This window comes from Roseovarius sp., from assembly GCF_965277045.1.
In the GTDB taxonomy this organism is placed as follows: Bacteria; Pseudomonadota; Alphaproteobacteria; order Rhodobacterales; family Rhodobacteraceae; genus Roseovarius.
In genome coordinates this window covers 842265-867917 of sequence record NZ_OZ255712.1, presented here as the reverse complement: position 1 = coordinate 867917, position 25653 = coordinate 842265, and the positions used below count along the sequence as shown (strand labels likewise).

26 protein-coding genes and 1 riboswitch are annotated in these 25653 nt (G+C 65.6%); of the genes, 9 read left to right on the top strand and 17 right to left on the bottom strand.

The features are described 5' to 3' along the window. Window positions 1-8: 8 nt before the first annotated feature. The 6 genes from ACQY4V_RS04230 to metZ all read right to left on the bottom strand — a co-directional run bounded on the left by ACQY4V_RS04230 (window position 9) and on the right by metZ (window position 5815). Window positions 9-1454, bottom strand: coding sequence for a TrkH family potassium uptake protein (locus tag ACQY4V_RS04230; protein WP_428515656.1), 1446 nt, complete (start codon window positions 1452-1454; stop codon window positions 9-11). Window positions 1455-1545: 91 nt separating this feature from the next. Then, window positions 1546-1758, bottom strand: a complete 213-nt coding sequence (locus tag ACQY4V_RS04225) for a hypothetical protein (RefSeq protein ID WP_152491891.1) — start codon at window positions 1756-1758, stop codon at window positions 1546-1548. A gap of 464 nt (window positions 1759-2222) precedes the next feature. After that, window positions 2223-2351 (bottom strand): hypothetical protein, encoded by a 129-nt coding sequence (locus ACQY4V_RS04220; protein ID WP_428515655.1) that lies wholly within the window; start codon window positions 2349-2351, stop codon window positions 2223-2225. Window positions 2352-2588: 237 nt separating this feature from the next. Continuing rightward, window positions 2589-3221 (bottom strand): hypothetical protein, encoded by a 633-nt coding sequence (locus tag ACQY4V_RS04215; RefSeq protein ID WP_428515654.1) that lies wholly within the window; start codon window positions 3219-3221, stop codon window positions 2589-2591. A 205-nt stretch (window positions 3222-3426) separates the two neighbouring features. Then, entirely contained in the window at window positions 3427-4527 is a 1101-nt protein-coding gene (gene folE2 / locus ACQY4V_RS04210; RefSeq protein WP_428515653.1) for a GTP cyclohydrolase FolE2, read from the bottom strand. 97 nt (window positions 4528-4624) lie between these two features. Further along, entirely contained in the window at window positions 4625-5815 is a 1191-nt protein-coding gene (gene metZ / locus ACQY4V_RS04205) for an O-succinylhomoserine sulfhydrylase (protein WP_428515652.1), read from the bottom strand. 58 nt (window positions 5816-5873) lie between these two features. Next, a riboswitch (SAM riboswitch) is annotated at window positions 5874-5951 on the bottom strand. A 149-nt stretch (window positions 5952-6100) separates the two neighbouring features. Here metZ and ACQY4V_RS04200 point away from each other — a divergent pair. Beyond that, window positions 6101-7093: an alpha/beta hydrolase gene (locus tag ACQY4V_RS04200; RefSeq protein WP_428515651.1), complete on the top strand. Its 993-nt coding sequence runs from the start codon at window positions 6101-6103 to the stop codon at window positions 7091-7093. Window positions 7094-7239: 146 nt separating this feature from the next. Here ACQY4V_RS04200 and ACQY4V_RS04195 read toward each other — a convergent pair whose 3' ends face one another. The 3 genes from ACQY4V_RS04195 to ACQY4V_RS04185 are packed head-to-tail and all read right to left on the bottom strand — an operon-like array spanning window position 7240 to window position 9329. Next, window positions 7240-7845, bottom strand: a complete 606-nt coding sequence (locus tag ACQY4V_RS04195; protein ID WP_428515650.1) for an inner membrane-spanning protein YciB — start codon at window positions 7843-7845, stop codon at window positions 7240-7242. Between the two features lie 17 nt (window positions 7846-7862). Next, window positions 7863-8765, bottom strand: a complete 903-nt coding sequence (locus tag ACQY4V_RS04190) for an EamA family transporter (RefSeq protein WP_428515649.1) — start codon at window positions 8763-8765, stop codon at window positions 7863-7865. A 39-nt stretch (window positions 8766-8804) separates the two neighbouring features. Beyond that, window positions 8805-9329 carry a peroxiredoxin-like family protein gene (locus ACQY4V_RS04185; protein WP_428515648.1) on the bottom strand — a complete coding sequence of 175 codons (525 nt, stop codon included), beginning with the start codon at window positions 9327-9329 and terminating at the stop codon, window positions 8805-8807. A 184-nt stretch (window positions 9330-9513) separates the two neighbouring features. On the opposite strand from ACQY4V_RS04185, the gene ACQY4V_RS04180 reads away from it, so the two are divergent. Next, window positions 9514-10011, top strand: a complete 498-nt coding sequence (locus ACQY4V_RS04180; RefSeq protein ID WP_428517153.1) for an MgtC/SapB family protein — start codon at window positions 9514-9516, stop codon at window positions 10009-10011. Window positions 10012-10033: 22 nt separating this feature from the next. Here the strand turns inward: ACQY4V_RS04180 and ACQY4V_RS04175 are convergent, their stop codons facing one another. Next, window positions 10034-10618, bottom strand: a complete 585-nt coding sequence (locus tag ACQY4V_RS04175; protein WP_428515647.1) for a hypothetical protein — start codon at window positions 10616-10618, stop codon at window positions 10034-10036. After that, window positions 10615-12060 carry a signal recognition particle-docking protein FtsY gene (ftsY, locus tag ACQY4V_RS04170; RefSeq protein WP_428515646.1) on the bottom strand — a complete coding sequence of 482 codons (1446 nt, stop codon included), beginning with the start codon at window positions 12058-12060 and terminating at the stop codon, window positions 10615-10617. The genes ACQY4V_RS04175 and ftsY overlap by 4 nt, the downstream gene beginning before the upstream one ends. 97 nt (window positions 12061-12157) lie before the next feature. Here ftsY and ACQY4V_RS04165 point away from each other — a divergent pair, with 97 nt between their 5' ends. The 3 genes from ACQY4V_RS04165 to ACQY4V_RS04155 all read left to right on the top strand — a co-directional run bounded on the left by ACQY4V_RS04165 (window position 12158) and on the right by ACQY4V_RS04155 (window position 14751). Continuing rightward, window positions 12158-13045: a lytic transglycosylase domain-containing protein gene (locus ACQY4V_RS04165; protein ID WP_428515645.1), complete on the top strand. Its 888-nt coding sequence runs from the start codon at window positions 12158-12160 to the stop codon at window positions 13043-13045. A 206-nt stretch (window positions 13046-13251) separates the two neighbouring features. Then, window positions 13252-14316 carry an alkane 1-monooxygenase gene (locus ACQY4V_RS04160; RefSeq protein WP_428515644.1) on the top strand — a complete coding sequence of 355 codons (1065 nt, stop codon included), beginning with the start codon at window positions 13252-13254 and terminating at the stop codon, window positions 14314-14316. A gap of 39 nt (window positions 14317-14355) precedes the next feature. Next, window positions 14356-14751 (top strand): hypothetical protein, encoded by a 396-nt coding sequence (locus tag ACQY4V_RS04155; protein WP_428515643.1) that lies wholly within the window; start codon window positions 14356-14358, stop codon window positions 14749-14751. A 7-nt stretch (window positions 14752-14758) separates the two neighbouring features. Here ACQY4V_RS04155 and xseA read toward each other — a convergent pair whose 3' ends face one another. Both xseA and ACQY4V_RS04145 read right to left on the bottom strand, forming a co-directional pair. After that, window positions 14759-16285 carry an exodeoxyribonuclease VII large subunit gene (gene xseA, locus ACQY4V_RS04150; RefSeq protein WP_428515642.1) on the bottom strand — a complete coding sequence of 509 codons (1527 nt, stop codon included), beginning with the start codon at window positions 16283-16285 and terminating at the stop codon, window positions 14759-14761. A 38-nt stretch (window positions 16286-16323) separates the two neighbouring features. Then, complete coding sequence (locus ACQY4V_RS04145) at window positions 16324-16884, bottom strand: type 1 glutamine amidotransferase domain-containing protein (RefSeq protein WP_428515641.1); 561 nt, start codon at window positions 16882-16884, stop codon at window positions 16324-16326. A 214-nt stretch (window positions 16885-17098) separates the two neighbouring features. Between ACQY4V_RS04145 and purD the strand changes: the two genes are divergently transcribed. Beyond that, a complete protein-coding gene (gene purD, locus ACQY4V_RS04140; RefSeq protein ID WP_428515640.1) occupies window positions 17099-18364 on the top strand; it encodes a phosphoribosylamine--glycine ligase in 1266 nt (421 codons plus the stop codon). 146 nt (window positions 18365-18510) lie between these two features. Here purD and ACQY4V_RS04135 read toward each other — a convergent pair whose 3' ends face one another. Beyond that, window positions 18511-18834, bottom strand: a complete 324-nt coding sequence (locus ACQY4V_RS04135) for a 2Fe-2S iron-sulfur cluster-binding protein (protein ID WP_057793755.1) — start codon at window positions 18832-18834, stop codon at window positions 18511-18513. Window positions 18835-18963: 129 nt separating this feature from the next. On the opposite strand from ACQY4V_RS04135, the gene ACQY4V_RS04130 reads away from it, so the two are divergent. Genes ACQY4V_RS04130 through ACQY4V_RS04120 form a run of 3 tightly spaced genes read left to right on the top strand, consistent with a single transcriptional unit; the run spans window position 18964 to window position 20640 of the window. Continuing rightward, window positions 18964-19359, top strand: a complete 396-nt coding sequence (locus ACQY4V_RS04130) for an OB-fold nucleic acid binding domain-containing protein (RefSeq protein WP_428515639.1) — start codon at window positions 18964-18966, stop codon at window positions 19357-19359. Between the two features lie 35 nt (window positions 19360-19394). Beyond that, on the top strand, window positions 19395-19919 hold the full coding sequence (locus tag ACQY4V_RS04125; RefSeq protein ID WP_428515638.1) for a peptidoglycan-binding domain-containing protein: 525 nt from the start codon (window positions 19395-19397) through the stop codon (window positions 19917-19919). A gap of 58 nt (window positions 19920-19977) precedes the next feature. Next, window positions 19978-20640, top strand: a complete 663-nt coding sequence (locus tag ACQY4V_RS04120) for a hypothetical protein (RefSeq protein WP_428515637.1) — start codon at window positions 19978-19980, stop codon at window positions 20638-20640. A gap of 24 nt (window positions 20641-20664) precedes the next feature. On the opposite strand, the gene ACQY4V_RS04115 is transcribed toward ACQY4V_RS04120, so the two are convergent. From ACQY4V_RS04115 to ACQY4V_RS04105, 3 genes are all read right to left on the bottom strand, one after another. Then, window positions 20665-22959 carry a glycosyl hydrolase family 28-related protein gene (locus ACQY4V_RS04115; protein ID WP_428515636.1) on the bottom strand — a complete coding sequence of 765 codons (2295 nt, stop codon included), beginning with the start codon at window positions 22957-22959 and terminating at the stop codon, window positions 20665-20667. Between the two features lie 805 nt (window positions 22960-23764). Continuing rightward, window positions 23765-24829 (bottom strand): Mrp/NBP35 family ATP-binding protein, encoded by a 1065-nt coding sequence (locus tag ACQY4V_RS04110; RefSeq protein ID WP_428515635.1) that lies wholly within the window; start codon window positions 24827-24829, stop codon window positions 23765-23767. 526 nt (window positions 24830-25355) lie between these two features. Next, window positions 25356-25628, bottom strand: coding sequence for a hypothetical protein (locus ACQY4V_RS04105; protein ID WP_428515634.1), 273 nt, complete (start codon window positions 25626-25628; stop codon window positions 25356-25358). Between the last annotated feature and the right edge of the window lie 25 nt (window positions 25629-25653).

The window sequence follows — 25653 nt, the reverse complement described above, 5'->3', positions numbered from 1 at the left end:
TTGGGTCATCAGGCTCTCCAGAATGACAGTGTGAAAATGGCGTAGACGGCCAGCATCTCAAGCCGCCCGATCAGCATCGCGGCGATCAGGATCCACTTGGCCGTGTCGTTGAGCGGCTGGAAGTTCCCCGAAGGCCCGATCACCTCCCCCAGCCCCGGGCCGATATTGGCCACTGCCGTCGCGGCCCCGGATACCGACGTGGTGAAATCCAGTCCCGTCATCCCAAGCGCCACGGCCACCAGCCCCAGCGTGACGACGAAGAAGACGAAAAAGGACATGACCGAGCTTAGCACGTCCTCGGAAATCGGCCGGCCGTCATAGCGCGGCGTGAACACGCCATGCGGCGAATAGATCCGCTGCAACTGCGCCCTGACCGAGGCGAACAGCAACTGGTAGCGGAAGATCTTGATCGAACAGCTGGTCGACCCGGCGCAGCCCCCGATCAGGCCAAGGAAAAAGAACACCGCGATCAGGAAGGTCCCCCATTCCATGTAATCCACGCTGGCATAGCCTGTGCCGCTGATGATCGAGGTGATGTTGAACGCCGCCTCGCGCAGCGCCTGTTCGGGATGGTGCGGAAAAATCGACATCAGGATGACGGCGGTGCCCACGATCAGGACACCGATGGTCATCAGGAAGGCCCGGACCTGGCTGTCCTTCAACAGCACGTTGCTGCCGCCCAGCAATTGCACGTAACGCACGAAGGGCAGCGCCGCGAGGATCATGAACGCCGTCGCCACCCATTCCGCCGGCCCCTGGAAGGTGCCGAAGGACGCGTCATAGGACGAAAAGCCGCCCGTCGACACCGTCGTCAGCGCGTGCATGGTGGCGTCGAACGCGTTCATCCCCGTCATCATGTAGCAGGCCGTACAGGCCAGCGTCAGCCCGAGGTAGATCACCGAGATGCGCGAGGCGATCTCGGTCGCGCGCGGCAGGATCTTTCCCATCGTGTCGAACGCTTCCGAGCGGAAGATCTGCATCCCGCCGACCCGCAATTCGGGCAGGAACACCATCGCCACGATGACGATACCGATCCCCCCCAACCATTGCAGGATACCGCGCCACAGGTTCAGCCCCTTCGGCAGCGTGTCCAGCCCCGACAGAACCGTCGAGCCGGTCGTCGTGAGGCCCGACATCGCCTCGAAGAAACCATCCACCAGGCTCGAATTGGTGGCCCCGAACATGAACGGCATCGCGCCGAAGATCGGCAGGATCACCCAGACCCCGGTCGTCAGAAGGAATGTCTGCTGAATGGTCAGGCCTTCGCGCACGCCGTTTCTGCACGACAGCGCCACAAGGCCGCCGACCAGGACCGTCAGGATCGCGCTTTCCGCGAAAACCTGCCAGTGGCCGCGCCCTTCCGCGATATCCACCATCATGGGCAGGACCATCGCCAGGCCCAGCGCCATGACCGTCAGGCCAATCACATATCCAACCGGGCGAAAATCCACCATGGAGCAAAGCCTTGGCCCCGGTTCTGAGCTATGTCAAGCCGCTCCGCGGGGGCCCGGCATGGCCGGAACCCCCAAGGAACGGGAAAGGCAGTCAGGCGTAGAACAGGTCCTGGAAGACGTGGCGCACGATGTCTTCGCGCTTGATGCCCATCTCTGCCAGTTCTTCGTCGCTCTTCGCGGTGAGTTCCTCGATCAGGCTGCGACGCGACATGATGCGCGCGTGCTGGTCGAAACGGTCCACGATGCCGTGGAACAAGCGGGTGAAAAAGCCGCCTTGATCAAGATTGGTTGTGCTAGTCGCCATTTGGAAACCTCAAGAATGTTGCTTCGGTTTCCTCCCTGACACCAAGGTAGGCCAAACGATCGGTCAGTACCACTGCCATACCCGAAACCCAGACTTGCAACTGGTGCAACCCCGCAGGGTGCGCCCCGACCGGCAAGACCGCATCGGCCGCCTCGGAGGGTACGGGCGGAACGCAAGTCCTTACTGTAATGTGAGAATTTCGCCAGAACAGCGTCTCGCCGGACGACAGACGACACGTTTGGGCCACCTCGACGCCCTCGCCGCGTTGGCCCGGTGGCCCCCGCGACCGCAAGAGCCTGGTCGCGACTCAAACCGCCCTTGGGACCAGGTGCCTTTGCAGGTGTCCCAAAGGGCGGCTTCGTCATCGGGCCGGACAAAGGCCCTTTCGTTCTCTATGGATCAGTGCGCCTTGCAAGGCGCTGGCAGGTGCCGGCCAGGCATCCCGGTCCGGCCGCCTCCGGCGCTCAGGCCGCCCATTCGATCTGGGTCTTGCGCGTCATGGCTTGGGTCAGTTTCCTCAGTGCCTCGGGAATTTTCCGAACCAGGCGATAGAAACCGTGTTCATAGGTAAGGTTGGTTGTGCTGGTAGCCATCTTGGAAACCTCGTGTGTTGATCTTTCAGTTTCCCCCCTGGTCGACAGGTATACCTGCAGACCACGGACGACCACTTTCAAGGTGGAAGCCCCGGTCTGCATTCTGTGCAAGGCTCGGAGCTCCGGGCGGATTTTCGGCGGCCACGCCATCACCGGAACAGGAAAGCGCGGCCACCGCTTCAGCAGGGGCCGCGCCATTTCAGTCTTCGCGTCATCCGATCCGGCTGAAGCCGCGTGTTACGAATCCGCGGCCTTGTCGGGACCCGCGAACCGATCCGGCATCGCCGGCGGGGCCGAGGGCTGGCGCGGCCGCTTGGCGCCACTGTCATTTTCCGTGGCCGTCTCGGGCGTGGGAAAGGCTGTCACGTTGCTCGTCTCGGGTTTGGCCGCGCCTTGGCTCGCTGGCTGCGGGGCCGGCGTCGGCTCAGGTTTTGCCGGCGTGTCTGCCGCCTTTGCCGGGGCCGGTTTGCTCGCCGGTTTCGCGGTCGACTTGGCCACCGCCGGTTTCGCCGCCGCCTTGGCGGCGGGTTTGGCGGCCGGCTTCGCGGCTGGTTTCTCTGCCGGCTTGGCTGCGGGTTTCGCGGTCGTTTTCGCCGCGGTCTTCGTGGCCGGTTTGGCCTCCGCCTTGGGCGCGGGCATGGCCGTCGTCTTTGCCGCCGGCTTCGATGCGGTCTTTTTGGCGGCCGGCTTTGCCGCTGGTTTCACTGCGGGACGCGACTTGGCGGCCGGTTGCGCCCGCACCGGGGCCAGAACCGGCAAGCCAAAGGCCAGACCCATGAACTGAAGCTGCGAGTCATAGGAGGCGCGCCCCAGCACCTGCATCACTCTCAGCTGCTTTTCCACGATCATGCCGCTCAGCTGCAGGCCCATCAAGGACGCCCTCAGCGGTGCCGAATACATATCCATTGCTCTATCCCGTTTTGAATCGCCCCTGCGGGCAAGATTGCACGGGAGTTATACCAGCTTTGCACGTGCAGAAAAGGTTATGCCGCGTCGCAGCTAGCGTCGCGACCGATTCCGGCGGGCTTTTGCCAAAGGTTTCAGCACAAAACGCGCCAAAGCACCGCCACGCGGCCTATCCGACGTGAAACAGCGTCGTGAACAGCTTCGGATCAAGGCTTTCGGACGCAAAGGTCGGGCCTTTCGTCGTGATGCTGACCGCGTCATGGCTGTGCAGGCTTTCCTGGTGGCTCGCGATCACGCGGAAATCGCCGATCCGCGCGTCGTTCAGCAATTGCTCGGAAAACAGCCGCGCCGCATCCTCGACGAAGATCGGGTTGGCCGCGTTCAACTCTGCAAAGGCCTGTTCGTCCTCGCGCTTGACCATGACCTGGGTCTCTGTCGCCACCGCCGTGCGGGCCAGTTCGATCAGGTCCTCGAACCACAGGCACTCCTCGCCCACGACCTCGACCGAAATCCGCGCCACCGAGCGTTGCGAATGCGGCGTCGCCAACTGCCCCCGCGCCTGCCGCGCGTGTTCGCTCAGCTCCAGCGAACAGGGGCAGGTCGAAGAATAGACATAGTCGAAATGCATGAACTTGCGCCGCACCCCGTCATGCTCGACCAGCTCCATCGCGATGTCGTAATACTGGTACCCGTCCAGGCCGGACCGCAGCGAGGTGATCTTCATCGGGAAGGAAAACCGCATCTGGATGCGCGCATCTATGCTGTCCAGGTCCGAGATATAGTCGTCCAGAGCCGCCTCGATCACCTCGAAGCTGAAGGTCCGCTCGGCGTGCTTGTAAAAGCTGCGCATGATGCGGGACATGTTGATGCCCTTCTTCTCGGCCTCCAGGCTGACCGAGCCGGTGACCGAGGTTTCAAGCGTCAGGTCGCCGTTTTCGCGGGTGTGAAAGTTGATCGGCAGCCGGAAATTCGAAATCCCGACATGCTGCAACTGCTGCCGCGCCCCCTTGATCAACGACGACGGGCCGTTCTGCAGATCGGGCATGCTGGCCTTGTAGGCCGCGTCGGGCTTGAAATCCTCCGGGTAGTCGCGGCGCAGAGCCGGGTAATTCGACACTTCGCCTTGCGGCAGAAGACGGGCAATCGCCGGATCGAGATCCGCCACCTCCTCGGGCGTGGCCGTTTCCGCCCACGCACGCAGAATGTCCAACGCCTCTTTGGCGTCGCTGCGGTCCGCAACCTTCTTCATGTCACTCGGGTGCACATTCATGGTCGGGTCCTCGCTCGCTGCCGACAGCACCGTATCTATGCCAGATCACGGTAAATTACCACTTTGACATGAGATACGTCAGAAACGCTGTCTTGGATCACTGTTGCGTCACCGCCTCCAGCGCCTGGCTCACGTCCGCTACCAGGTCCTCGGCATCCTCGATCCCCACGCTCAGCCGTATGAGGCCCGGCGTGATGCCCAGCGCGTCCTTCTGTTCGTCCGACAGCCGCTGGTGCGTTGTCGTCGCCGGATGGGTCGCGATGGATTTCGCGTCGCCGAGGTTGTTCGAGATGACCACGATCTCCAGCGCGTTCAGGAACCGGAACGCCGCCGCCTGCCCGCCCTTGATGTCCAGCGCGATGACCGTACCGCCCTTGCCCATCTGGCGCTTGACCAGATCGTGCTGCCCGTGGCTGGCGTGCCCGGGGAAGATCACCCGCTCCAGCGCCGGATGCCCCTGTAGGGCCTCGGCGAGGGCCAGCGCATTGTCGGCCTGCGCCCGCACCCGCAGGTCGATCGTCTCCAGCCCTTTCAGCATCACCCACGCGGTGAAGGGCGACATCGAACCGCCCGTATGCTTCATGTAAGGCTCGACCGTCTTGCGGATATACTCTTCGGTGCCCAGGATCACACCGCCCAGCGCGCGGCCCTGCCCGTCGATATGCTTGGTCGCGGAATAGACGACCACATCGGCCCCCTGCGCCACTGCACGAGAAAAGACCGGCGTGGCAAAGACGTTGTCGACCACCACCTTGGCCCCCACGGCGTGGGCGATTCCGGCAACGGCTTCCACGTCCACGACCTCCAGCGTCGGGTTGGCGATGGTCTCGAAAAAGACGACCTTGGTGTCGTCCCGCACCGCCGCGCGCCACGCCTCGATGTCGGTGCCGTCGACAAAGGTCACCTCAACGCCATAGCGCGTCAGGATTTCTTCCAGCACGTAAAGGCACGACCCGAAGAGCGCCCGCGCCGACACCACGTGATCGCCGGCCTTCAGCATCGAGATCAGCGCGCCACTGACCGCCGCCATGCCGCTCGCCGTGGCGAATGCGGCCTCTGCCCCCTCGAGGGCGGCGATTCGATCCTCGAACATGGCCACGGTCGGGTTGCCGTAGCGGGCATAGATGAACTCGTCATCGCCGGCCTGCACGAACCGCGCCTCTGCCGCCTCGGCACTGTCATAGACAAAGCCCTGCGTCAGGAATATCGCCTCGCTCACCTCGCCGTACTGGCTGCGTCGCGTTCCGCCATGCACCAGCTTGGTGCGTCTGTTCCATTCGTTTTTCATCATCGACCTCCGGGCGATCCGCCCAAAAAATAAAGCTCCCAAGCCGGTCAAGCGAAAGGGAGCTTTCATCCTGACCTTTTAGCGGAGATGTTTAACGTGGCCCGCAATCCGGTAACAAATCGCCACGTGCCTGCTCTACGCCCCCAAGCGCGGCCCGTCAACCGATAGCTGCGCCGCGCCGCTGTGGCCGGGTGGCACCGTCACGGTGATGTAACCCAAGCTTCAATCAACCGTCATATGGCTGGAGTAACTGCTGCCCACAAGATGTAGTAGAAAGGGTCGAAGATGCCGCTTTTGCAGATCGACGCCACGCCTCTTGGTCCGTGCCTGCACGGCAGCGAAGAGGCGCCGCTGCCCAGCCTTCGCCGCGCTCTGGTCCGCCCCGGCCCGATCATCGTCATGACGCACGGTTTCAAATACGCCCCCGGCCATCCCGCCGCCTGCCCGCACAAGCACATCCTCGCGCTCGATCCCGAGATGCGCACGTGGAAAGCGAAAAGCTGGCCACGCGGGCTGGGGTTCGGGGCGGACAGGCCCGACGAAGGGCTGGCCATCGGTTTTGGCTGGTCCGCCCGTGGCACCATCTGGAATGCCTACCGACAGGCCGAACGGGCCGGGCTGTGCCTGGCGGAGCTCGTGACGATGATACGCCGGGTGGCGCCGGACCGCCCCGTGCACCTGGTGGCGCACTCGATGGGCGCGCGCGTGGCGCTCGGGGCGCTGCCGCACCTGCGCGCCGGTGCGATCGGACGCGTCCTGCTGCTCAACGGGGCCGAATATGGCACCGCCGCCCGGGCCGCCATCGAAAGCGAGGCCGGCCGCGCCGCCGAGATCATCAGCGTCACCACGCGCGAGAACGACCTCTTCGATTTCTTGATGGAGCGCCTGATATCGGCCCCCGAACACGGCGACCGCAGCCTTGCACAGGCCTTGCCGCAACGGCCCAACACCCTGACCGTGCAGCTTGACCATCCCGACACCCTGCCCTCGCTGGAACGCGCGGGGTTCCGCGTGGCGCCCGGGCGGGCGCGATTCTACTGTCACTGGTCGACCTACCTGCGCGACGGGCTGTTCGATTTCTACCGCGCCCTGCTGCGCGAGCCTCAGCATGTCACGCTGTCGCGGCTTCGCGCGCAACTGCCCGACATGCCCGATCCGCGCTGGTCGCGGGTGCTGCCCTGGCCCAGACCCGCCCTGCCAGCCTGGCCGTTCCTGTCCCGCGCGTCTCAGGCGGGGCTGTCGTCGGGCGGCATCACCAGCAATACGGTGAACCAATAGGCCGCGTGGACCGCGAACGCCGCGATCATCATCGCCGACATCCATCGCGGCGCATGTCATGTCGCCCTGCGTGCCGGATCAATGGGGCGACAGCCTGATCCGCAGTGTTTCAAGGCCCGGACTGGGCGAAACGGCCGCCAAACGGATCAGGACTTGCCGCTTTCGTCGGTGCCATGCTCGGCGATCAGCTTGCCCTGCATCATGAAGAAAACGAACATCGCCGCCATCAGGCCGAAGGTCTTGAAATAGACCCAGGTTTCCTCGCTCTGCGTGCGCCAGACCAGCTCGTTCAGCGCCGCCATGGCGAAAAAGAAGATCGTGATCCGCTTCGTCAGGATCATCCATCCCCGGTCGGTCAGCGGCATCAGCCCGTCCATCACGTATTGCAGATAGGACCGCCCCCGCAGCAGGCCGATGCCCAGAACCGTGCCGAAGAACAGGTAGATGATCGTCGGCTTCATCTGGAAAAATTTCGGATCATTCAGCCACACCGTCAGCCCGCCGAAGACCACCACCAGAACCGCCGTCAGGATCTGCATCTTCGACAGGTGGCCCGTCAGCTTCCACATCAGCGCGGTCGAGGCCAGCAGCACGGGGATGAACACCGCCGTGATGACGATGAAGCCTTCGTATTCGGTCCCGCCGATGGTGAACACGCGGTCCTTCAGCATAAGGTAGGCCACGAAAAAACCCAGCACCGGGCCGAATTCCAGCACTGCCTTCAGTTTGCCATTCGCGTTCTTGTCGTCCATCGTCTCGCCTCTTCGTTTCAGCCGCCACTTTCAACTATGACCGCGCCGGCTGCAATCAATGCCATCAGCGCGATCCGCCGCGGCCCCACCGTTTCCTTCAGGATCAGCCACCCGATCAGGGCGGCGAACACCGTCGACGTCTCGCGCAGCACCGCCGCCTCGCCCACCTTGTCCAGCCGCGTGGCCATCATGATCGACCCGAAGGAAAAGAACGCGATGACCCCGCCCGCAAACCCGCGCAGCAGCAGCGGTCCGGGCTCCGGCGCATCGGCCATCCCCCGCCAGCGGCGATAGGCGAGGACAGGAAACGTCAATCCGTCGATCATGAAGAACCACGCCAGGAACGTGAACGGGTCCGCGGTGGCCCGAATGCCATAGGCGTCGTAGGTGGTGTAAAGCGCCACGAAAAGCCCGGTCAGCACCGCCAGCCCCAGCGCGGCGGGCATCGTCTCGCGGTCCAGCTTGATCGTACGCAGGTTATAGATCGCCAGGCCATAGATCCCGGCCAGCAGCACGCCCACGCCCGTCCATTGCACCGCGTTGAATGTCTCACCGAACAGCAGGTAGGCCCCGATCACGGTGAAAAGCGGCCCGGTGCCGCGCACCACCGGGTACACGACAGTGTAGGCCCCACGCATGTAGGCCATCGCCTGCAATATCTTGTAGAGCGTGTGGATCACCCACGCCGTGGCGAATATCGGCCACATATGCGGCTCGGGCCACGGCACCACGAACAGGGCGAACGGCGCCGCCATCAGCGCATAGGACCCGTCGATCGCACCGCGCGTCAGCCACGGATCGTGCCGCCCTTTCTGCAACGCCCCGAAGAGCGCGTGCAGAACGGCGGCCAGCAAGGCCAGCCCGAGGGCAAGCTGGTGACCGGCCTCGGTCCCCTCAAGCGAGACGATCCATTCGCTCATGCGCCGGTGTCAAACCCCCGGCGCAGTCCCGTCCGCCCTTCAGCCTTCATGCGTGCCGCGTATGGGATAATCGTTTTCCAGCACGTACCTGATCCGCGACGGCAGCTTCTCCAGCTCCGGGCGCAGGAACGGCGCGTTCGAGATATCCACCATGTGCAAATCGCCCTCCGGGTTGACCAGGAACAGCCCGGGTTCCGCGAAGGGCCGGTCGGTTTCCTCGGGCGAGCGCGGGTCCGAGACATACAGTCCCAGCGCCTGCATCTGCGCCACGTCCATCCCGTACCCCAGCGGTACCGAAAGGGAAAGGTCCGCCCGCAATTTCCGCGCCTTGGCCTCTGTATCGGCCGACACGGCCACTACCTCGATGCCCATATCCGCGAATTCCTGCAGCTTGGGCTCTAGGTCCTGCAGGTACTGGCGGCAGATCGGGCAGTGGATCCCGCGATAGACGAAGATCAGGTGCCACGGCAGTGCCTCGGGCTTGCCAAGGCGGATCGTCCCGCCGTCCAGGCGGTCGATCTCGGTCACGGGGAACGCGGCGGCGGATGACAGGGCGACGGGCATGGGAAAGCTCCTATTTCGGGGGTGCGAGCCACGGTCTGCGGCATCGGCGTCAGGATTACCTCGTCTCGGAAACCGCCAATTCAAGTCCCCCGTCCCGCGCCATGCGGGCAAACCCGCCAAACGGCCCCCTCCGCGACGCGACGGAACCCTGACAGCACTGCAAAGTTGATCCTCCATGCAACCCATGCTCGCGGCATTCATGGACCAGATCGTGAACGAGGTGCAGGGCACGTTTTCAGTGGTCCCGGCCTCGGTCGCCTTCGCGCGTCTGAGCGTCGCCGTCGTGCTCGGCGCCTTCATCGGGTTCGAACGCGAGATGCGCGAAAAACCAGCCGGTCTGCGCACGCATATCCTGGTGTCCGTCGCCGCCTGCCTGTTCGTCATCATCGGCCGCGAACTGGCCGCGCTCGACTTCAGTGGCGGGAACAGCGAGCAGCGCAACGACCCCATCCGCATGATCGAGGCGGTCACCGCCGGGGTCGCCTTCCTGGCCGCGGGTCTGATCTTTACCGCCGGCGACAAGGTGCGCAACGTCACCACCGGCGCCTCGCTCTGGCTGGCGGGCGCCGTGGGTCTCGGTTGCGGCGCGGGCCAGATCCCGCTGGCCGCCATGGCCGCCGCCATCGTCGTGATCGTGCTCTTCGTGCTGGGCCAGATCGAGAAGTTGATGGGCACGCACTGAAGCCGCGCGCCACGCGGCCGCCTCAGACTGGATAAATGAAATTGTTTGTGTGCCCGTCGACAGTCTTTTCCTTGTCCAGCCGATCCAGCAGAAAAAAGATGCGATGCCGCTGCGGGTTCTGCGGCGCCAGCTTGGGCCGCTCTTTCGATGTCACACCGGTGATTGCCTCATGCCCGTTCAGATAGTCTATGGCCGGCGCAGGGTCGCCGATAACTTCGACAAACAGCTTGAACTGAGTTCCCAGCCGTTTGTGGAGCCTTAGCTTCACACTGATCGGTGCCGCCTCTGACGGCAGCGCCTCGGCCAGTCGGAAGACCTTGTTGCGCAGACGTCCGTGATGCCGTTCCTGATCGCTCGCAAGCGAACTCAGATAGGTGTCGTTGCCATAGCGGATCAGCAAAAGGTTCAGGCTGGTGATGTTCTGCGGCACGCCGCTATGCGGCTCCAGAATGAACTCGAATTCCCGGGTGCGCAGGGACAGCTGAAAATAGGCCGCCTGGACCAGGCGGTTGACCACGGTCCATACCGCGCTCGCCACCGCAATGAAAAGCGTCGTATCGAAGGCCAGCTCCAGCGTGCCGAACCGCGCAAGGAGGTCTTCGATCATGCCGGCGCGCCTTGCTCCAGGCCCGTCAGCGCCGCGGCAAAATCCTCCGGGTCGAACGGCGCCAGATCGTCGATCTGCTCGCCCACCCCGATGGCGTGGATCGGCAGACCGAACTTGTCGGCCAGCGCCACCAGAACACCGCCCTTCGCGGTGCCATCCAGCTTGGTCATCACCAGACCGGACACATCGGCCAGTTCTTGGAACGTCTTGACCTGGCTCAGCGCGTTCTGCCCCGTGGTGGCGTCCAGCACCAGCAGCGTGTTGTGCGGCGCGTCGGGGTCCTTCTTGCGGATGACGCGCACGATCTTGGCCAGCTCCTCCATCAGGTCGGCGCGGTTCTGCAACCGTCCGGCCGTGTCGATCATCAGCAGGTCCGCACCGTCCTTCTCGGCCTTGTCCATCGCATCAAACGCCAGGCTGGCGGGGTCGCTGCCCTCGGGCGCGGTCAGCACCGGCACGCCCGCGCGGTCGCCACAGACCTGCAATTGCTCCACGGCGGCGGCGCGGAACGTGTCGCCCGCGGCGATCACCACCGACTTGCCCGCCGCCTTGAACTGGCTCGCCAGCTTGCCGATGGTCGTGGTCTTGCCGGATCCGTTCACCCCCACCACCAGCACCACCTGCGGACGCTTGGGATACAGCGGCATGGGCTTTGCCACAGGCTCCATGATCCGCGTGATCTCGCGCGCCAGAAGCTCCTTGATTTCCTGGCTCGATAATTTCCGCCCCATCCGCCCCTCGGCCATGTTCGCGGTGACGCGCAGGGCCGTGTCGACGCCCATATCGGCGGTGATCAGCAGCTCTTCGAGCTGTTCCAGCATGTCGTCGTCGAGCACCCGGCGCACCACCGTCCTGGCCTCGCCACGTCCCAGCAGCCGCCCGAACAGGCCCGTTTTCGCGGCAGGCGCGGCCTCGCTCTTCGGCGTGTCGGGCGGGATCTCAATCGGCGTCGGCATGGGCTGCGGATCGGGCGCACGCACCGGGTCTTCCAGGGGCGGCGTCTGCGGCACCTCCTGCGGCGCGGCTGGCGGCACTTCGCTCGGCGGCACGGGAACTTCCGGCGGCGACGGGTCGGGGCGCGGCTCCGGCGGAGGCGTCGGACGCGGCTCGGGCCGTGGCTCGGGGTCCGGTTCCGGCGCGGGCTCCGGTTCCGGCTCAGGCTCGGGCTTTGGTTCTGGCTCAGGCTCGGGCTCTGGTTGCGGGTCAGGCCTCGGCTGAGGTTCCGGCTCCGGCGTCGGTTCCGGCTCGGGTTCTGGCTCCGGCGTCGGCTGAGGTTCAGGCTCCGGCTCAGTTTCCGGCGCAGGCTCCGGCTTTGGGTCCGGTTCCGCCGCCTCGGTCAGCTCCTCGGCCTCGCCCCCGTCCTCGACAATCGCGTCCAGCCCTTCCTCCAGCTTCGAGGAAGACTTGAACAACCGATCCTTCAGCTTGCGGAAAAACGCCATTGAGACACCCCTGCTTTCTGACCTCTCCAGTTAAACCGCCCCGCCCCCGATGAAAACCCACCATTGACAAGCGCGGCCCGCAGGCAACCATGCCGACATGCTTCTGCGCCTCGTCCTTCTCGTCTCCATGCTGGTCCCCGGCCCCGCGCTGGCGACGCCGCCCGACACGATCTGTTCCACCGACAAGTGGGGGCCGCCCCTGTGCATCCGCAAGGCGCATTTCGTCTACGACACCTGCAACGCCATCGAAACCTTCGCCACCCGGCACGGGCTCGACCCGCATTTCTTCGCCCGCCTGATCTGGCAGGAAAGCCGCTTCGATCCCAACGCGCTGAGCCCCGCCAACGCCCGCGGCATCGCCCAGTTCATCCCCTCCACCGCCAAGCTGCGCGGCCTCTCGGACCCCTACAACCCCGCCGAGGCGCTGGAGCATTCCGCGCACTACCTCGCCGAAATGGCCCGGCGCTACGGCAATCCGGGCCTCGCCGCCATCGGCTATAACGGCGGCGAGCGCCGCGCCGAAGGGCTGATCGCCGGCACCGGCGGGCTGGCCCAAGAGACCGTCGACTATGTCCGCATCATCACCGGCGTGCCTTACCCGAATTGGACCGAAGAGCCCCAACCCACCCCCGACCTGCGCCTCTCGCACGATCTGCCCTTCGACAAGGCGTGCTTCGAGCTGGCCCGCAACCGCCGCATGACCGCGCTCAAATCCTACCTGCCCAAGGTCAAACCCTGGGGCATACAGATGGCCTTCGGCATGACCAAGAAAACGTCCCTGGCCAAGTTCAGGGCCCAGACCCGCGCCTGCGCCGGCCTCATCGGCAAGGAAGACCCCGACCTGCTGTTCCAGAAAAGCCGCGCCAGCCCCAAGGGCGGCTATTTCATGGCCCGCCTCGGCCGCGACAGCCGCGATACGGCCTGGCGCGACTGCGCGAAATTCAAGAAGGCGGGCTGCATCTGCGCCGTCTACCGCAACGACTGACCGGATCACGCCCGGCGCACGGCCAAGACCCCCCCGCCCTCAATCCAAAGCAGAGTGAACATCTCAGAAATCACCCCAAGGGGGATAAACCTTGCTCCCTCGTCACGCCGCCGCAGGTTTATCCGGCCAACCCGACATCGAAGATTGAGCGAATCGTAATCGCCCCCATGTTAATGGTTCCGGCGAAGCAAGATCCCAGAGGCCCCATGAAAGACCTGCGTCTTTTCACCATCGCGACATGCCTGCCCGTCCTGCTGATCGGGCTGGGTGCGGCGTGGGGCGGTGCCTGGGCGTGGCTGGCGCTCGGGTATCTGACGGTACTGACCTTCCTTCTGGACCGCCTGATCGCGGTCGAGGCCGCCAATACCGACCCCGAGGCCGAGTTTCCCGCCGCCGACACGCTGCTGGCCGCGCTCGGCATCGCGCATTTCGGCCTCTATGCCGCCGCGCTCTGGGCCATTGCGGGGCCGTCCGGCCTGTCGGGTGTGGAGCGTTTTCTCACGGGCTTCGCCACCGGGCTCTTCTTCGGCCAGATCTCGCACCCCGTCGCGCATGAGCTCATCCACCGCAAGGCCCGGTCCCTGCGCCTCTTGGGCCGGCTGATCTATACCTCGCTGCTGGTCGGCCACCACGCCAGCGCCCACCTGCGGGTGCACCATGTCCACGTGGGCAGCGACAGCGACCCCAACAGCGCCCGGCCCGGCGAAGGGTTCTACCGCTATGCCCTGCGGGCCAGCGCAGGATCGTTCCGCGCGGGCCTAAGGGCCGAGAACCGCCTGCGGGCCGGCCGCAAGCCGCTCTGGAGCCATCCTTACGCGCTCTACATCGGCGGCGCCGCGGCGCTGATACTGGCCGCAACGCTGATCGGCGGCGTCCCGGCGCTGGCGGCGCTTCTGGCACTCTCGCTTTATGCGCAGGTGCAGATCCTCCTGTCTGATTACGTTCAGCATTACGGCCTGCGCCGCGTCACCTTGTCCGATGGACGGCTGGAACCCGTCGGCCCGCAGCATTCGTGGAACACACCGCACTGGTTCTCCTCGGCGCTGATGCTGAACGCCCCGCGCCACTCGGATCACCATGTCACTCCCGCGCGCGGCTATCCCGCGCTGCAACTCGACCCCGCGACCATGCCGATGCTGCCCCTGCCCTTGCCTCTGATGGCCACCATCGCCCTTTTCCCCACGCTGTGGCGCCGCATCATGGACCGCCGCTGCGCCAAATGGCGGGATCGCGCCGGCGCGACCGTGGCCAGGCCTGTGCCGGGCGAATAACCCGTGGTCTCCCCCTTCCGCATCTGTCAGGATCACGCCATGCGCTTCTTGCTTGCCTGCGTCCTTGCCGCCACCCCCCTTCTCGCCGTCGCCCAAGACCTCATGTCCGCCGACGAGTTCGACGCCTATACCCGCGGCAAGACCTTCTATTACGGCGCCCAGGGCGCGCCCTATGGCGGCGAGGAATATCTCGAAAACCGCCGCGTTCGCTGGTCCTTCCTCGACGGTGCATGCCAGGAAGGCGAGTGGTACGAGGATGACGGGCTGATCTGTTTCGTCTACGAGGGCAAGCCCGACCCCCAATGCTGGAGCTTCCGGCGCTCCGGCTCGGGCCTCGTCGCGCAGTTCGAGAACGACCCGGCCCAGACCCAGCTTTACGAGATGGAACAGACCGGCGAGCCGCTCCACTGCCTCGGCCCCGAGATCGGCGTGTGAGACCGCGCTAGAACAGGCTGCCCTGCTCGGGCGGTGTCTTCTTGGCCTTCGGCGCGGGCTTCGCCGCAGGCTCCCGCTCGGTGGCCCGGGACGGGGTCGCGGCCGCATCGCCCCCGCCGACCGCCAGCCGCCCGTCGGCAAACTCGATCTCCAGGGCGCCGGCTGCCTGTGCCGCGTCCTTCGTCGTCACCAGCGCCCCGTCGCCGCGCACCACGGCATAGCCCCTCTCCAGCGTCGCCTTGTAACCCAGCGTTTCACGCAAGCGGTCCTGCGATGCCAGCCTGTCGCGCCAGCTGCTGATCTGCCGCGCACCGACATCCGACAAACGCTTGGTTACCCGGTCGAACTCCGTGCGCTTCTGGCCGATATCCCGTTGAAGCGCCCGCGTGTTCACCCGCGCGGCCAGCGACGCAAATGCCTCGCGGCGGTTCCGCACGCGCTCGCGCAGCATACCGGGCCGCAGCGCCCCGGCCTTTTCCGACAGCGTGACCTGCCGCACCTGGATCGACGCACGCAGCGCCCCGGGCAGCTTGTCCGACATCCCGTCCAGCCTCTGGCGCGGCCCGTCCAGCAGGGCCTCGCCGCGCGGCAACGCCCGGCTCAGGTCGCGCAGCCGCTGTTGCCGGGCCGTCACCTGCCCCTTCAGCGCCTGCAACAGCCGGCCTTCCTGCCCGTCCAGCCATGCCAGCAGGTCCAGCCGCACCGGCACGGCCAGCTCGGCCGCCGCCGTGGGCGTCGGCGCCCGCTTGTCCGAGGCAAAATCGATCAGCGTCGTATCCGTCTCGTGCCCGACGGCGGAAATCAACGGAATCTCCGAGGCCGCCGCGGCGCGCACGACCGATTCCTCGTTGAAGCCCCAGAGGTCCTCGATACTGCCCCCGCCGCGCGCCACGATCAGCAGGTCCGGGCGCGGCAGCGCACCGCCCGGCGTCATCGCATTGAAGCCTTGAATGGCCCGCGTCACCTCGGGCGCGCATTTCTCACCCTGCACGGCGACAGGCCAGATCAGCACCTTGCGGGGAAAACGGTCGCGCAGCCGGTGCAGGATATCTCGGATCACCGCACCCGAAGGCGAGGTCACGACTCCGATGACTTCCGGCAGGTAGGGCAGCCGCTTCTTGCGCTCGGGCGCAAACAGGCCTTCGCCCGCCAGCGCCTTGCGCCGCGCCTCCAGCATGGCCATCAACGCACCCATGCCCGCAGGCTTCAGGTCTTCGATGACGATCTGATAACGGGACTGTCCGGGGAACGTGGTCAGCCGGCCCGTGGCCACGACCTCCATCCCCTCTTCGGGCTGCACCGCCAGCTTGCTGGCGACACCCTTCCAGATCACCCCGGCCAGAACCGAGCGATCATCCTTGAGGTCCATGTAAACATGACCGGAGCGAGGCCGGCTCACGCGTCCCACCTCGCCTTTCACGCGCACGTGGGAAAACTCTCCCTCGATCATGCGCTTGATCGCCCCCGACAGGTCGGAGACCGAGAATTCGGGGGCGTTTCCGCCCGGGTCGGGATCGTCAATCAGGTCAGACATGACCGCATCTTTGACGCATCCCGCCCCGGTTGAAAAGGTCAGGCGGCACGGGCTTCGTGACGACCTTCGCAGATTTCCTCGATCATCTTGCCGCAAAAGTTCGGCAGGTCGTCGGGATTGCGGCTGGTCACCACGCCCTGGTCGACCACGACCGGGCTGTCTTCCCATATCGCGCCTGCATTCTCCAGGTCGGTGCGAATCGAATGGAACGAGGTCAGCTTGCGCCCCTTGGCGATACCCGCCTCGACCAGCAGCCACGGCGCGTGGCAGATCGCGGCGATGGGCTTCTTGGCCTCGAAGATCGCCTTGATGAATCTCACGGCGCTCTTGTCGTTGCGCAGCATGTCGGGGTTGATCTGACCGCCAGGCAACACCAGCGCGTCGTAGTCGGCGGGGCTGACGTCGTCGAGCGTCTTGTCGACATTCACCGAGTCGCCCCAGTCGTTTTCATTCCAGCCACGGATCTGGCCGGAATGCGTCGAGACGATATGCACTTCGGCCCCCTCGCTCAGCAGCGCATCGCGGGGCTTTTCCAGCTCGGATTGTTCATAGCCATCGGTGGCGAGTATGGCGATTCGTCGGTTCTGCAGTTTGGGCATCTCATTACTCCTGGATAACATCTACGTTCTGACCCGAAAACGCCGCCTGCACCCGATCCGTTCCCTCGACAGACGGTCGCACCTGTCCGCTAGGGCGTGCGTGCGGCGCGCCCCTGGCAGCCGCGGCACGGGATCACGGCGTGCCTCGGGCGGGGTCCTTGCCACCCTGAGGACGACCGATTAGAGAGCCAACAAAACCGGAGTCTTGGTACAGATGAATATTCTCATACTCGGCGGCGGCGGGCGCGAACATGCCCTGGCCTGGGCGGTGATGCAGAACCCCAAATGCGACAAGCTGATCGTGGCGCCGGGCAATGCCGGGATCGCGCAGATCGCCGAATGCGCCAGCCTGGACATCGAGAACGGGGCCGCCGTGGTCAATTTCTGCGAGGCCAACGCCATCGAGTTCGTAATCATCGGCCCCGAGGCGCCGCTCGTCGCGGGCGTGGGCGACCGGCTGCGCGACGCGGGCTTTCTGGTGTTCGGCCCGTCGCAGGCGGCCGCCCAGCTCGAAGCCTCCAAGAGCTTCACCAAGGAGATCTGCGACGCCGCGAACGCGCCCACCGCCGCCTATGGCCACTTCACCGACGCCGGGGCAGCGAAGGATTACGTGACAGCCCGGGGCGCGCCCATCGTCGTCAAGGCCGACGGCCTGGCCGCCGGCAAGGGCGTGATCATCGCCCAGACAGTGGACGAGGCGCACGCCGCCATCGACGACATGTTCGGCGGCAGCTTCGGCAGCGCCGGCGCCGAAGTGGTGATCGAGGAATTCATGGACGGCGAAGAGGCGTCGTTCTTCGTGCTGTGTGACGGCCAGACCGCCCTGCCCATGGGCACCGCGCAGGATCACAAGCGCGTGGGCGAGGGCGACACCGGCCCCAACACCGGCGGCATGGGCGCCTATTCTCCTGCCCCTGTGCTGACCGACGCCGTGGCCGAAAAGGCGCTGGAGGAGATCATCCGCCCCACCTTGCGCGTCATGGCCGAGCGCGACATGCCCTACCAGGGCGTGCTCTACGCCGGATTGATGATCAAGGACGGCCAGCCCCGGCTGGTGGAATACAACGTGCGGTTCGGCGACCCCGAATGCCAGGTCCTGATGCTGCGCCTCGGGGCACAGGCGCTGGACCTGATGCAGGCCGCCGCCGAGGGGCGCCTGCACCAGGTCGAGGCCAGTTGGGCCGACGACCATGCCCTGACCGTGGTGATGGCGGCAAAGGGCTATCCCGGCGCCTATGAGAAGGGCAGCGTCATCACCGGGCTGGACGACTGCCCGGAAGACAGCTTTCACATGGTCTTCCACGCCGGAACGGGCGAGAAGGACGGAAAGATCACCGCCACCGGCGGCCGGGTCCTGAACGTCACCGCCCGCGGCGCCACCCTGCGCGAGGCCGCCGACCGGGCCTATGGCATGATCGACAGGATCGACTGGCCCGAAGGGTTCTGCCGCCGCGATATCGGATGGCGGGCGCTGTACTGAGGTTCGGACCGCGCTGCGCGCGATCCGACCGATGCGGGGGCCAGCCCCCGCACGCGTTGTAAAGCGGGGGCTGGCGCCGCACGCAGGTTCAGGCGGGGGCCAGCCCCCGCACCCCCGGGATATTTACGGCCAGAGGAAGCGGCAGGTCAGATCTGTTTCTCGGGCATCTGCACGACAAGGCCGTCCAGCGCGTCGCTGACCTTCAGCTGGCACGTCAGGCGCGAACGCTCGGGATCGGGCTCGAACGCGAAGTCCAGCATGTCCTCTTCCATGTCGTCCTTCGCCGGCAGCTTCTCGACCCAGGCCGGGTCGACATAGACATGGCAGGTCGAACAGGCGCAGGCGCCGCCGCAATCGGCCTCGATGCCGGGGATGTTGTTGTCGCGCGCGCCTTCCATCACGGTCAGGCCGTTGGCGACCTCCACCTCGTGCTTGGTGCCGTTATGTTCGATATAGGTGATCTTGGCCATGAAATCGGGCTCCCGTCGCTTGCGTTCTTCAAGGGTTCCTAGCCGCGCCATGTAGGCGATGCCAGTCCCATTTGCGACATCGCCGGGAAAAGAGTTGCCTAAAATCCCGCATGTTCTATCTTTGTTCCCATGAGAGTTCTCACCGCCGCACCCCCCCATGACTGGCCCCGCCCGCCGGCCGCGCTGGTGGCCGCACGCCTGGCCGATCCGCCCGAAGGCGCGCGCGTGACGGTGGCGGGCCTCGTGATCCTGCGCCAGCGGCCCGGCACCGCCAAGGGCGTGATCTTTCTGACGCTGGAGGACGAGACCGGCGTGGTCAACATCGTGGTCTGGCGCGCGCTTTACGAACAATACCGCCGGGCCGTCATCGCCGGGCGGCTGTTGCGCATCACCGGCCGGATCCAGCGGCAATCGGGCGTGGTGCATGTCATCGCCGAGAAGGTCGAGGATATCTCGCCCCTGCTCGACCGCCTGCTGGACAGCGCGGACGACTGCACGCTTCCCCAAGCGGGTGAAACCGGGTAAGATGCTGCAAAACACGCCTAAAAAGGCACGAGCAGATGATCCGACCGACCCTGATTGCACCTTGCGCATTCCTTGCGCTGGCCGCCTGTGGCGAGGTGCCCCGCACCGCCGCCGACCCCGACGCGGTGCAACGGCTGGACACCCCGCCCCCCGGCGCGGCCCCCGGCACCTGCTGGGCCCAGGATACGTCGCCCGCCGTGGTGGAGACGGTGACCGAACAGATCCTCGTCAGCCCCGCGGAGGTTGCCGCAGACGGCACCGTCACGCGCCCCGCCAGCTATCGCACTGAGACCGCGCAGAAGATCGTGCAGGAACGCCGCGTGACCCGGTTCCAGGTCCCCTGCCGGGCCGAGTTGACGCCTGAATTCAACGCCTCGGTGCAGCGCGCGCTCAAGGCCCGCGGGCTTTATCGCGGCCCGATCAACGGCGAGATGGACCGTCGCACCCGCGCCGCCATCCGCAGCTTTCAAAAGCCGCAGGGATTCGACTCCGATATCCTGTCCGTGGCCGGGGCGCGCCAACTCGGCCTTATCGCGGTGCCCCGCGACAGGCCCGCCTGACCGGGCCGCGTTAACCTGGCATTTACCAAATTTGACCAAGCTGACCGCGTGAGGTGCCATGCCGCTCAAGCGCGTCGTCATTCCGGTTCTGTTGCTCGCCGCCCCCGCCCCGGCGCTGGCCGGCCCATGGCCGCGCGCCGAAGACCGGACGTTTCTGAGCACCTCGATCGAGATCGACGCCGAGGGCGGCATATCAGACGGCGGCGGCTTCTACGGCTCGGTCTATGCCGAACACGGGCTGACCGACCGGCTGACGCTCGGCCTCGACGCGGGCGGCCGCGAGGACAACATGTCCAAGGCCATCGCCTTTCTGCGCTGGCCCGTCGGCGCCACCGACCGCACCCTGCGCCTCGCTGCCGAATTCGGCCTCGGGATGGCGCGGGAAACCTTCGCCCTGCGCCCCGGCCTCAGCCTGGGGCGCGGGGTCGCGCTTGGGGACACGCCCGGCTGGATCAGCGTCGACAGCCGGGCGGTGATCATCGACAGTTTCGACGGCGTGCTGGAAACCGACATCACGTTCGGCCTCAGCCCCGGCCCCGACGCCAAGGTGATCTTGCAACTGCAGACAGGCATCCCGACCGACAGCGCCCCTTACGCCAAGCTGGCGCCGTCCTACGTCCACCGGATCGCCCCGGGATATCATGCCGAGATCGGCGTGGTCGCCGGCGTGGCAGAAGCCGATGATTTCAAGCTGAAAATCGGCTTCTGGCACCAGTTCTGACAGGGAACGCGAAAGGTCCTCGCGTCAGATCAGGTCGTCGATCCTGACCCGCATCGTGACCGTCCCCCGGACCGCCTTTTCCCAGCGCAGGTTGACCTGATCATTGTTCGGGCCTTCCTTGCCGTCATAATACGGGATGCCGAAATAGGCGTCGCCATTGGCCTCGCGGATCGGCCCTTCCGGCACGATCGCCTCGACCGTCTGCGCCCAGGCCTCGAAGGGCAGCTTGGGATGCGGCGCCACGACCCAGGTCTTCTGCGCGCTGGCCTCGGTATGTTGCAGGACCAGCGGATTCTCCACCTGGATGTTGACGTTGAAATAGGCGTTGTCCTCGAAGCGGATGTTGCGGAACCGCTCGAAATTCAGCGTGGCGAAGCTGGTATCGACCCCCTCGAAGCGGTCGATCGGCCCGTCGATCAGCCGCACCGTGTTGCCCGTCACCGTCAGCCCGTTGATAAAATGTCCCGGCCCGTAGGGCTTCACGATCAGAAAGTTGAACGACGGCGCGGTGCTCTGGCTGAGGAACACGTTGCTGGTGATCGACAGGGCGCTGAACGAGAACTCGCTCGAAAAATCCGGCGCCTCGTCATACTCGTTGGTCCACTCGACCGACCCGTCGCAGATATAGTTCCCGGTGATCGTGCCGCGATTGTTGGTCCGCGCCAGCACGAAGATCGCGCTGCGCGGGCCGGGATCGGCGCTGTCGCCCTGGAAACAGTGGTTGCCAATGATGATGCTGGACGACCCCGCCAGGATCGCGAAATGCTTGAAGAAATTGCAGCGGCAGTTGCGGATCTTGATGTCGTTGCCGTTGCAATTGACGCCGATCGTGGTCCGGTCCGGCACCAGCAGCGGGCTTTCCCGGGACAGAAACTGGCAGCGGTCGATCATCATGCCCTGGTCGCCCTCGCCGTGGCTGGTGATGCCCCGGTCGCGCGGCTGGGTGAAAAAGCAATCCCGGAAATGGATCGCCGATCCCGCGGGCGGCAGCAGCACGGCACTGCAATCGCCGCCGCACTGGAACTCGATATTGGACACCGCGAATTTCGAAACCTGGGCGAAGCCGCTAAAATCCCACATGTATTTGAATCGCCTGAAGGTGTAGGTCTGCGTGCCTTCCGCGTCGTAGAGCGGCTGGCTCAGCGTCACCGTCTGGGCGCCGACATTCCTGGCCCGCACGTAAACCTCGCGGCCCACCCCGTTGCCGGTCACCAGCGACCCCACTTGGATGTTGGCCACGTTGGCGACATTGGTCAGCCGCTTGTTGTCATTGGCGTTGTAGGTGGCTTGCGAGGTGACGATATCGGTGTCCCAGTTCGGCCCCGGAAAGACCGAGAACTGCGCATTCTTGATCACGTGCCGCGTCTTGTAGGTGGTCCGGTTCGGCACGGCGGCCTGCATGTCCACGGGTTCGCGCAGCGCCACCTTGCGGCCTTTCATGTCCAGTTCTACATGCCCCGGATTGTTCAGCAGCGCCTGATAGGCCTTCTTGAAGGCCATCTCCGTATCGCCGCCGAACGCATCCACGTACTTGGAAAAGTCGAAATCGTTGACCAGCTCGAAGATCTTGTCGACCGGCATGGTGATCTCGCCTTCAAAACTGACCTTGCTTTGCATGGTCAGGCTGTCCGCCAGGAAATACGTCCCGGCAGGTACCAGAACCGTGCGGCCGTTCGCGGCGGCGTCGGCGGCCTCGAAGGCGGGCAGGTCATCGGTGCTGCCGTCGCCCTTCGCGCCATAGTCGCGCACGTCCACCAGGCCGATGATGTCGCGCAGGAACACGCCGGTCACATCCTCGATCCGAAAGTCGTCGATCCGCACCACACCGCCATTCGGCCCCGTCAGGTCGATGCCGAAATGCCCGTACAGGGGCTCGGTGCCCCACACCATGTCCACGCCGCCACGGTCGCCGCTGCCGACGATGGCCGTGACCTCGACCACCTCACCGTAATTGGTCAGCGTCACGCTGGGACCGGTCTCCGTCAGCCCGGTCACGTGAGTGCCGCCCGCACCGCCGGCCCACCCCGCGATGCACACGTTGGGCAGGTTGCCGGACACCGCTTTCACCCGCGCGGTGATCTGCAGGTAACAGCCCGGCAGGATCGGCGTCTCGCCCATGTAGCGCAGCTTCTGCGTGCCCTGGACCTTCTGGACCTCCAGCGCGCCGCCGAAATCCTGGTCGGCGGGGACGAAGGCGGCATTGGCGGCGCCATCATAGGTGTCCGACCCCGGCGTGCCGTTCTCGCTCGACCAGACATCCAGCCCGTTCGCAAAAGGCGGCGGCATGAAGACGATGCCATCGGTGATTGCCTTGTTCATGAATTTCCCTTTCCGCGCCCGGGGCCTTCCCCCAAGGCGTCACGTGATTGCCAGCAAAGGCGCGACACGGTCCGCACCCGGGCTTCGGGAAATATCAACGGGGGGTTAACGGGGGATCAGGCCACCGTGACGGTGGGGGGCACGATCCTGCACGGACCGGCAGCTGTGCGGACCTTGCTGTCGTTCACGACAGAGGCCATCGGCAGCCCCTGGGATGGCGATCCGACGGAAACTCTGAAGCACTTCATGCCTGCCAAGCACATCCTCAAAAGGATCGTTGCGCCCAGCTTTGCCAAATCGCCAGCCCAAGGGAGGGGCTGACGATGGCCGGGCCGCTTCGCGGCTGTTAACCGGCCGGGTGCTCGAGATCAGTGTCTCACAAGGGCTCGATCCCGACATGCGTTGCAGGCGGCACGAATGTCGGCAGTGCGGCCAAACCGGACGTCAGCTTCACAAGCCGCGTGATTGCCAGACCGCGGGCTGCCGACCGACCGATGTTCGGCGCAGTTTATCCGCGCCACGTCCGCAAAACCTCGGATCGAAGCAACAACGTCACCCAATCGCCAGCCCGGGGGGCGGTCTGGCGATCGCGCGGCGGCCTCCGGCCTTGATTCCGCGCGACACGTGTCTTTCTTCACGTCGTTAATGCCGGACAAAAAAGACGTTTGATCTACACCCCCGGCGCGGACTCAGGCCGCAGGCCCCGCGCCATCGCCGCGCCGCGGCCCGTCGATGGCGCTCTGGGAAATAGATCACACGTGGCGGCAAAGGGCCCACACCAGACTGTCGCTGCAAATCCCGCCGGCTACGCCATCCCGCCCTGCACCAACCTTTCCGCCAGCCGCGCATAGGCGTCCGACACCGCGCCGTCCTCCAGCGCCACGGGCCGCCCGGCATCGCCGCCAAGCCTTGTGTCGAGGTCGATGGGCAACGCCCCCAATAGCGGCAGGCCCAGCCGATCGGCCTCGGCCGCCACGCCGCCATGGCCGAATATCGCCGCCTCGTATCCGCATTGCGGGCAGTGAAACATCGACATGTTCTCGATCAGCCCCAGCACCGGCGTCTTCAGCGTGTTGAACATGTCGATCGCCTTGCGCGCATCCAACAGCGCCACGTCCTGCGGTGTCGACACAACCAGCGCCCCCGTGGGTTGCGCCCTCTGGCACAGGGTCAGCTGCACGTCCCCCGTGCCCGGCGGCAGGTCGACCAGCAGCGCGTCCAGCTCGCCCCAGTCGACCTGGCTGATCATCTGCTGCAACGCCCCCATCAGCATCGGCCCACGCCACACCACGGCGCGATCCTCCTCGATCATCAGGCCGATGGACATCATCTTGACGCCATGCGCCTCCAGCGGTGTCAGGATCTTGCCGTCCGGGCTCTGGGCGCGGTCGGTCACGCCCATCATGCGGGGCTGGCTCGGCCCGTGGATATCGGCATCGAGCAATCCGACGCGCCGCCCCGCCCGCGCCAGCGCCACCGCCAGGTTCGACGCCACGGTCGACTTGCCCACGCCCCCCTTACCCGACGCCACCGCGAGAATCGATTTGACCCCACCCGGCCGGATCGAGGCGTTGCCGCCCTCGGGATGCCGCCCGACCTTCAGCGTCGGAGCGGACGCCTCGGGGGCCTGCGCGGTCAGCGCGACCTGCGCCGATGTCACCCCCTCAACCGACAGCGCCGCACGCTCGGCGGCGGCCCGCAGGGGTTCCATCCGGCGGGCCATCTCGGGGCTGGGCGCCTCCAGCACGAATCGCACCGCGCCGCCTTCGAGTCGCATCGCGCGCACCATGTCGCGCGAAATCACCGTGCCGCCGTCCGGCAATTCCAGCCGGTCCAGCTCTCGGCGCACATTTTCGAGTATTTTCGTCATGCCCGGTCTCCATGCATCTGCGGCGTTGAAAGTGGCACTTCTGAAAACAGGTGCAACCCCCGTTTCAACCTCGCCCAAAAAACTGGCAAAGCGGTGATTTTACACGTAAAAAATGATCCGATCTTCTATGCGCCAACTGCATAGCTGCGTTGCAGCAAAACCTATTGTGCATGCGCAGCATATCGCTATCTTTAACTCAACAGCGAACGGAAACGGTCACAGCGCCGAACGCTCGCGAAAACAATCAGGTGCCTCTCCTCCCGTTTGGTACCTGTTCGGGATACCGCCTCTCCTCCCTTGTGCGGTCCCGGCAAGACCTGGGTTCCTCTGGAACCCAAACCTAACGAACGGTCCCTTCCTCCTCCCTGGGACCCGACGTAAAGAACGGCGGCGCCTCTCCTCCTCCCTGGCGTCGCCGTTTTTTCTTTTTTGCCCCACAGCTTTCGCAAGGCCCTCGCCTCGCCGCCCCCGCGCCGGCAAACGGCCAAAGACCCCGCCGACACGCGGCAGGATCAAGGCCTTGGGCTCAATGCACCACCCTTGCGGCCCGCCCGCGCCGGCCCCGCGTCATCGGCGCGGCATAGCGCGCTTCTTCCAGCACGCGGGCAAACGCCTTGGCCGCCGCGCTGTCGGCATTCCGGACCGCGGGTTCGGCCAGCGCCTCGCGCACGACCCGCGCCGTGACGGCGCCGGGATAGCCAAAGACCCACTCCAGGAAACCCAGCCGCGCCACGGCCTCGGCCTCGGCGCCGGTGGCCCCGCTGCGCTCCAACCCGTTCATGATCGGTGTCAGGCTCATGCTTTCTGCTCTTCCCCCGGCCGCA

What these genes read in the sequence shown, in the direction of transcription:
- ACQY4V_RS04175 (WP_428515647.1), bottom strand. Translation starts at nt 10,618, where the DNA reads ATGATCGAAGACCTCCTTGCGCGGTTCGGCACGCTGGAGCTGGCCTTC.
- ACQY4V_RS04135 (WP_057793755.1), bottom strand. Translation starts at nt 18,834, where the DNA reads ATGGCCAAGATCACCTATATCGAACATAACGGCACCAAGCACGAGGTG.
- ACQY4V_RS04130 (WP_428515639.1), top strand. Translation starts at nt 18,964, where the DNA reads ATGAGAGTTCTCACCGCCGCACCCCCCCATGACTGGCCCCGCCCGCCG.
- ACQY4V_RS04105 (WP_428515634.1), bottom strand. Translation starts at nt 25,628, where the DNA reads ATGAGCCTGACACCGATCATGAACGGGTTGGAGCGCAGCGGGGCCACC.
- purD (WP_428515640.1), top strand. Translation starts at nt 17,099, where the DNA reads ATGAATATTCTCATACTCGGCGGCGGCGGGCGCGAACATGCCCTGGCC.
- ACQY4V_RS04230 (WP_428515656.1), bottom strand. Translation starts at nt 1,454, where the DNA reads ATGGTGGATTTTCGCCCGGTTGGATATGTGATTGGCCTGACGGTCATG.
- ACQY4V_RS04190 (WP_428515649.1), bottom strand. Translation starts at nt 8,765, where the DNA reads ATGAGCGAATGGATCGTCTCGCTTGAGGGGACCGAGGCCGGTCACCAG.
- ACQY4V_RS04155 (WP_428515643.1), top strand. Translation starts at nt 14,356, where the DNA reads ATGCGCTTCTTGCTTGCCTGCGTCCTTGCCGCCACCCCCCTTCTCGCC.
- ACQY4V_RS04125 (WP_428515638.1), top strand. Translation starts at nt 19,395, where the DNA reads ATGATCCGACCGACCCTGATTGCACCTTGCGCATTCCTTGCGCTGGCC.
- ACQY4V_RS04120 (WP_428515637.1), top strand. Translation starts at nt 19,978, where the DNA reads ATGCCGCTCAAGCGCGTCGTCATTCCGGTTCTGTTGCTCGCCGCCCCC.
- ACQY4V_RS04200 (WP_428515651.1), top strand. Translation starts at nt 6,101, where the DNA reads ATGCCGCTTTTGCAGATCGACGCCACGCCTCTTGGTCCGTGCCTGCAC.
- ACQY4V_RS04110 (WP_428515635.1), bottom strand. Translation starts at nt 24,829, where the DNA reads ATGACGAAAATACTCGAAAATGTGCGCCGAGAGCTGGACCGGCTGGAA.
- metZ (WP_428515652.1), bottom strand. Translation starts at nt 5,815, where the DNA reads ATGAAAAACGAATGGAACAGACGCACCAAGCTGGTGCATGGCGGAACG.
- ACQY4V_RS04180 (WP_428517153.1), top strand. Translation starts at nt 9,514, where the DNA reads ATGCTCGCGGCATTCATGGACCAGATCGTGAACGAGGTGCAGGGCACG.
- ACQY4V_RS04220 (WP_428515655.1), bottom strand. Translation starts at nt 2,351, where the DNA reads ATGGCTACCAGCACAACCAACCTTACCTATGAACACGGTTTCTATCGC.
- folE2 (WP_428515653.1), bottom strand. Translation starts at nt 4,527, where the DNA reads ATGAATGTGCACCCGAGTGACATGAAGAAGGTTGCGGACCGCAGCGAC.
- ACQY4V_RS04215 (WP_428515654.1), bottom strand. Translation starts at nt 3,221, where the DNA reads ATGGGCCTGCAGCTGAGCGGCATGATCGTGGAAAAGCAGCTGAGAGTG.
- ACQY4V_RS04160 (WP_428515644.1), top strand. Translation starts at nt 13,252, where the DNA reads ATGAAAGACCTGCGTCTTTTCACCATCGCGACATGCCTGCCCGTCCTG.
- ACQY4V_RS04225 (WP_152491891.1), bottom strand. Translation starts at nt 1,758, where the DNA reads ATGGCGACTAGCACAACCAATCTTGATCAAGGCGGCTTTTTCACCCGC.
- ACQY4V_RS04195 (WP_428515650.1), bottom strand. Translation starts at nt 7,845, where the DNA reads ATGGACGACAAGAACGCGAATGGCAAACTGAAGGCAGTGCTGGAATTC.
- xseA (WP_428515642.1), bottom strand. Translation starts at nt 16,285, where the DNA reads ATGTCTGACCTGATTGACGATCCCGACCCGGGCGGAAACGCCCCCGAA.
- ACQY4V_RS04115 (WP_428515636.1), bottom strand. Translation starts at nt 22,959, where the DNA reads ATGAACAAGGCAATCACCGATGGCATCGTCTTCATGCCGCCGCCTTTT.
- ACQY4V_RS04145 (WP_428515641.1), bottom strand. Translation starts at nt 16,884, where the DNA reads ATGCCCAAACTGCAGAACCGACGAATCGCCATACTCGCCACCGATGGC.
- ACQY4V_RS04165 (WP_428515645.1), top strand. Translation starts at nt 12,158, where the DNA reads ATGCTTCTGCGCCTCGTCCTTCTCGTCTCCATGCTGGTCCCCGGCCCC.
- ftsY (WP_428515646.1), bottom strand. Translation starts at nt 12,060, where the DNA reads ATGGCGTTTTTCCGCAAGCTGAAGGATCGGTTGTTCAAGTCTTCCTCG.
- ACQY4V_RS04185 (WP_428515648.1), bottom strand. Translation starts at nt 9,329, where the DNA reads ATGCCCGTCGCCCTGTCATCCGCCGCCGCGTTCCCCGTGACCGAGATC.